4 protein-coding genes are annotated in these 6,262 nt (G+C 61.3%); all 4 read left to right on the forward strand.

Annotation, left to right across the window (positions count from 1 at the left end):
* Nucleotides 1-452 precede the first annotated feature (452 nt).
* On the forward strand, nt 453-1,130 hold the full coding sequence (locus AC1D00_RS21780; protein WP_135179226.1) for a Crp/Fnr family transcriptional regulator: 678 nt from the start codon (nt 453-455) through the stop codon (nt 1,128-1,130).
* Between the two features lie 703 nt (nt 1,131-1,833).
* The gene (locus AC1D00_RS21785) at nt 1,834-2,073 is read left to right on the forward strand and encodes a hypothetical protein (RefSeq protein WP_167771605.1); all 240 of its coding nucleotides are present in this window, start codon (nt 1,834-1,836) and stop codon (nt 2,071-2,073) included.
* Nucleotides 2,074-2,643: 570 nt separating this feature from the next.
* Nucleotides 2,644-3,387, forward strand: a complete 744-nt coding sequence (locus AC1D00_RS21790) for a Crp/Fnr family transcriptional regulator (protein WP_135179214.1) — start codon at nt 2,644-2,646, stop codon at nt 3,385-3,387.
* A gap of 346 nt (nt 3,388-3,733) precedes the next feature.
* The coding region (locus tag AC1D00_RS21795) for an adenylate/guanylate cyclase domain-containing protein (RefSeq protein ID WP_477012081.1) at nt 3,734-6,262 on the forward strand (2,529 nt) is incomplete at its 3' end.

Genomic DNA, 6,262 nt, shown 5'->3' on the forward strand with positions numbered 1-6,262 from the left:
GGTCAATATTGACAAACCGCGCCGGCATGAGTTGAGCCAGACTGGGTCCATCGCCGCCGACAGGCAGTTATCGGCGATGGAGAGATCGGTAATGCCTAACTCGGGGAACGCAGATGTCATCTATCCAGCCAAACCCACTGTACAATAGCGCCGATTTCGGAATTCATCCGTGCTTGAGGTGCGGCAAGCCTATGCGGCTCGTTTGCATTGAACCCGACCAGCCTGGTCACGAAGTCCGCATCTTCGAGTGTTCGGAATGCAAAACGACTGGTAAGTTCAAAGCCGTGATTTAGTTGCCGATGGCGGAGATCGGCCTAGTCCCGACGCTCGCTTCGCCGAGGCGCGAAATGGCGCTCCGAATGAACGTGGCGAAGGGCCTTTCCGTCCGGGGTTTATTGGCGCCGCCTTTAGGCGGCAGGCCGAAGTGGACGTGGATGAGGACTAAAATCGGCATGGCCGGCAGGACCAATACACCGTTTGACCCGAGGGACTTTCTCGCCAACGTGGGCAAGGGAAAGACAATCCTTGAGTTCGGCAAGGGCGACGTCATTTTCTCGCAGGGTGACGAGGCGAACACGATCTTCTACATCCAGAAGGGGCGGGTGAAGGTTGTCGTCATATCTGAGCAAGGCAAGGAAGCTGTTGTCGGTATTTTGGAGCCAGGCCAATTCTTTGGCGAAGGCTGCATGAACGGTCACTCGCTGCGGATTGCGACAACGACGGCGATAGAGTCTTGCATGATCACGGCCATCACGAAAATCGCCATGCTGGCAGCGCTGCGCAACCAGCCTAAGTTCTCCGAATTGTTCATGAGCTACCTGCTAACCCGAAACAGTCGGATCGAAGAGGATTTGATCGACCAGCTCTTCAACTCCAGTGAAAAGCGGCTGGCGCGCCTGCTTCTCCTACTGGCGAATTTCGGGAAGGAGGGGAGCCCTCAACTGATCAGCCCCAACATCAGCCAGGAAACATTGGCCGAGATGATCGGAACGACCCGATCCCGCGTCAGTTTCTTTATGAACAAGTTTCGCAAGCTCGGCTTGATCAACTACAACGGAAAGATCGAGGTCAATAGCTCGCTGCTGAACGCCGTTTTGTACGACAAACCCGAGATCCAACGCGACCCATAAGTCGATCACCATCTAGGTACGGGGAGCCGGGCGGAAGCTCGCCTCAGATCTCCAACAGCCATCCGGAGCGGGATTTTTACGAGAGTCCACCAGCCTGACAGCGCGCTCAACTGCTGGGGCGCGTGTGTCCCTCAGCGGATGGCGCTGGACGGARCCCCCGTGTGCACCGGGCACCAAATAGATTTGAACCATTAGCCTCGCCAATCGTCTGACTCTGCAGAGGCAAACAAATGATGTCAGATCAACTCGCTCGCCAAGAGCAAATCGCCGTTCGCTTGGAACAATCCAAGCGCTTGTTACGAGGCGCGAACGATCCCGCGACCACGCAGCGGATTGGGAAGCTGATCGGAGAGCTAGAGCGGGAGCAATCGGAAGAGAAAGAGAAGTGAAACGCAGTTCTCCGCCTTGACGCGCTCGCGAGTTCGCGCTGCTGCGTATGTAATCTCAGACAGTGCGAATTCCACTCGCTCCAGAAACACACCTGAGCAAGTCAGCTCTGGGTCATTTTCGGACTTGGGCGCGCTCTGTTGCGAAGTCCACTTTACCCCGATGAGCTGACATCGCGAGTGTCAGCTGCAGCAGAATATCGGGTGCCAAGCTTGCGATCGAAGGTTCGTGCCTCTCGCAAGTGGAACCCGAATTGCGCTCGTTCTGTTAAGTATAGGGCGCGGCCCCCAACCAGTAAGATTTCCGAGCGAGCCCTATGCCCAAGATCCGCGTTTCAATCCAGGAATTGCAGCGTCGAGCGTTGTTAGAAGTGAGAAAGCAGCCCGGCTGTCATAACGTCATGGAAATAGCGATCAATCGCGTTGCAAAGCACGCTGAAAATAACTGGTCGCTCTGTGTGATCGTAGCGGGCGAGGCAGATGCCAATACCGCCGCGCGCGCCGCGGTTCACGTCCAAACTGTTTTGCGCCGGGACTATGATCTGCTGACGGATTGATCTGTAGTTCGTCAAGGGAAGGCGGAGATCAAATGGACCGCGAGTGTCCACTTTGCTGCGCATCACGAACGCAATGCGGACATAGCGCGAGGTCAAAAAAGGTGCCGCTTTCGGACCAAACGACCACCTCGTCGGCATGCGTGGAGAATGCCGCGCATCGTCTGTCTCGGCGGGGCGTGCTGGCGGAATTCCAAGACGCCAGCTTGCAGTAGCTTGTGCACATCATCGTGCAGAACGCGACGATCGCGGTCCGGGGCATAGTTCGCGCTCACGCCGCGGCGTTTGCCGTGCCCCGGAAATTGGAACTCCCTATGATGTTACCCATACGCATTTTGCAATTGTGCCCCGTAGCGCTGGAATCTAAGTGCTCAATGATCCTGCGAGACAAAAATTCGCCTGGCGATCGCGTGTGTTTGCGAGTGTGTTTGGAGTTCAATTTTTGACATTGAGAGCTTCCGCAGCTGAATTGGATTTCGGGGCGCGAAGCGTAGGCGGATTCAAACAAAGTTCGAGGTTGCCGCCCTATGCCGCTCGAAATGCGATGCGGCGGATGGTTCGCGGCGGGCTACAGTGACGCTTCCCAGCGGGATTGGTAACCGACTTTTGGCAGCACTACCGGCGGCGGATCTCGATCTGCTGGCACCCGACCTAGAGATGGTCGCGCTCGATCGGGACGCGGTCGTCTCGCGGGCGGGTGACCAGACCGAGCACGTCCTCTTCCCTCATAGTGGCGCCATTTCTGTGATGATCGACATGGCGAATGGGCAGACGGTCGCCAGCGCCGCAATAGGGCGCGAGGGAGCAGTAGGCACTCTTTCCGTGCTCGGGCCGTCTCCTGCGGCCGTTACCGCCATCGTTCGTGCCGCGGGCACCGCCTCGCGGATCCCCGCATCGCGATTCCACGCCGCTTTTAGCCGGAGCCCCGCGATCCGTCACGCAGTCCAGATTCACTTCAAGGCGATGCTGATACAGCTACAAATCGGCGGGGCCTGCAATGCGCTGCATCCGGTCCAAGCCCGCTTGGCGCGCTGGCTGCTCCATCTTCGCGACCGCGTCGACCACGACGTCCTCCCGCTCACCCAGGAGGCGCTTTCGCAAATACTGGGTGTGCGACGAACGACGGTGACGCTCCTGATGCGGAATCTGCGCGCTTCCGGAGCGATCATATCTGAACGGCGAGGCGAAATCGAGATCGACCCTTCGCGGCTCGCAGCGCTGGCGTGCGAATGCCGCGACACCATGCGTCTCGAAATCGAGGGGATCTTCTCTATGAATGCAACCCAATCTCGCGTTTTGGTTCTGCCGACGCAGTAAATGAAACGGGCGATGTAGCCGCTTCGGCGCGGCCGGGAAGTCGGCGAAGACGGTGCCGGATAGCGGATCCTTCGGGCCGATCAGGCCGCCGCCCCATGCCTTGACAGGGACCTCCCACCTAATGTCGCTAGTGGGTCAAAAGCAGCGGTTCAGCTCGAGCCTTCTCATCGGCCGGTCTGGCTTCAATAGCCGACGTTGCCATGGCCTGACGGCTCTTCGGCTTCCGGCCAGAAGCTGCCCCGTCCGCCGCAGTCAGCTCGTGGCATTTCACCGCGTCCGCCGCACGCCATTCTGAGGTAGGCTGGAGCACCTAGCGCTCTGAGAACGGTGAGTCCGGGAGGAGCCCATGGACATCGCGGTCTGGCTGAGTGGTTTAGGGCTGGGACAGTACGCGCAGGCGTTCCGCGAGAACGACATCGATGCCGACGTGCTCGCCGACCTAACGGCCGACGACCTGACGGAGCTCGGCGTCACCTCGATCGGCCATCGCCGCAAGTTGCTCGCGGCGATTACTGCTCTGCGCGTCGGCTCAGTTCCGGCGACCACCCCTCCCACGACCTCACCGCCCCCCGCGGTCCCCGGGACAGCCCTGCCACCTTCTGAGGCCGAGCGGCGCCAGGTCACGGTGATGTTCGCCGACCTGGTCGGCTCGACTGCGCTGGTGTCGCGGCTCGATCCTGAGGAGATGCGCAAGATTATTCGCGGCTATCAGGACACGGTCGCAGGCGAGATTGCGTGTTACGAGGGGCATGTCGCCAAGTTTATGGGTGACGGGGTCCTGGCCTATTTTGGTTGGCCCAAAGCGCACGAGGACGATGCGGAGCGGGCCGCCCGGGCGGGCCTCGCCGTCACTCAATCCGTAGCTGAGCTCGCATCTCCGGACGGCCAACCATTGGCCGCGCGCGTCGGCATCGCGACCGGTCTCGTCGTTGTCGGTGATTTAGTCGGCTCGGGGGAGGCTCAGGAGCGCGACGTGATCGGCGAGACCCCGAATTTGGCCGCTCGATTGCAGGCGCTGGCCCAACCTGGACAGGTCGTGATTGCCGAACGCACCTGCCGGCTCCTCGGCAGACTGTTCCAGGTTGAAGACCTCGGCGAGCGACAGCTGGCTGGCTTTGGCGAGCCACTGCGCATCTTCCTCCTCGGCCAAAGCGCTGCGGAGGATCGCTTTGAGGCTCTGCACGGGACGGGTCTAGTGCCGCTCGTCGGTCGTGAGCAGGAGTTGGCGCTGCTGCTCGACCGGTGGGCCCGGGTCCGTGATGGCGAGGGACAGGTCGTTCTGTTGTCGGGCGAGCCCGGCATCGGCAAGTCGCGCCTTGTTCGTGCGCTGCGCGAGAGCCTAGCCAGGGACACCTACACGCCGTTAAGTCACTTCTGTTCGCCGTTCCACCAGACCAGTCCGCTCTATCCCGTGATCGATCTGCTCGAACGTGCCGCCGGCTTTGCCCGGGATGACGGCCCGCTGGAGAAACTCGATAAGTTGGAGGCGCTCATCGCCGCGGCGACGCCGGACGTCGCTGCAGCCGTGCCGCTGCTTGCCGCGCTGTTGTCGATTCCGATCGCCGATCGCTATCCGCCGCTCGAGTTGAGCCCAGAGCAGCAGAAGCGGCGCACCTTCGAGGCGCTTGAGGATCAAGTGACGGGACTGGCCGCGCACCGCCCAGTGTTGGCCGTATATGAGGACGTGCATTGGGCTGATCCAACCACGCTCGAATGGCTGGAGTCGGCGATCGAGCGCGTGCAGACCCTGCCCATCCTCGTGCTCATTACCTGCCGTCCCGAGTTTTCCCCGCGCTGGACTGGGCACGCACATCTCACGTTACTGACCCTCAGCCGCCTCGGGCGCCGCCAAGGCGCATCCATGGTCGATCAGCTCACGGGCGGCAAGGCCCTGCCCGCAGAAGTGCTCGCGCAGGTCTTGGCGCGGACCGATGGTGTACCGCTGTTCGTTGAGGAGCTGACGAAGGCGATCCTTGAGTCCGGGATGCTGGCTGAGGAAAGCGACCGCTACATTCTCAGCGGTCCCCTGCCTCCGCTCGCGATCCCGGCCACGCTGCACGACAGCCTCATGGCACGCCTCGACCGGTTCGCTCCCGTCAAGCAAGTGGCGCAAATCGCCGCCTGCATCGGTCGGGAGTTCTCCTACGACTTGGTCTCCATGACCGCCCCGCTGAGTGAGGCCACACTGCAGGATGCACTGAAGGGATTGTGCGCCTCGGAACTCGTGTTCTGCCGTGGCACACCGCCGAACGCGACCTACCGCTTCAAGCACGCGCTCGTGCACGAGGTGGCCTATCGCAGCTTGCTCCGGAGCCGTCGCCAGCAGCTTCATGCGAGGATTGCCACCGTTCTGGAAGAGCATTTTCCAGAATCTGCGGAGACCGAGCCCGAGCTGCTCGGCCATCACTATGCGGAGGCTGGGCTGAAAGAGCAGGCCGTCGTTTACCTCCAGAGGGCGGGCGCACGAGCCCTGGAACGCTCAGCTTACCTTGAGGCGATCAGTCATTTGGCCCGCGGATTGGAGCTGCTCGAGGCTTCTCCAGACACCACCGAACGCGCGCAACGCGAGTTGCAACTGCAATTGGCGCTCGGGTCGGCGCTGATGGCGACCAGGGGCTATGCCGCGCCAGAGGTGGAGCAGGCGTACGTTCGGGCAAGGGCCTTGTGTAGCGACATCGATCTCACACCCCAGCTTTTCCCGGTGCTGCACGGCCTATACAGGATTTATCACGTCCGCGGCGATTTGATTGCGGCGCGGGAGGTTGGGGAGCACCTCACCGAGCTGGGGCAGAGCCTGGGCGATCAGTCCCTCCTCGTGGAGGCCAACCGCGCCCTTGGGGTGCCCTTGCTCTGGCTTGGAGAGGTGGCGCTCGCC

It is taken from the genome of Bradyrhizobium sp. P2_E8 (assembly GCF_056403875.1).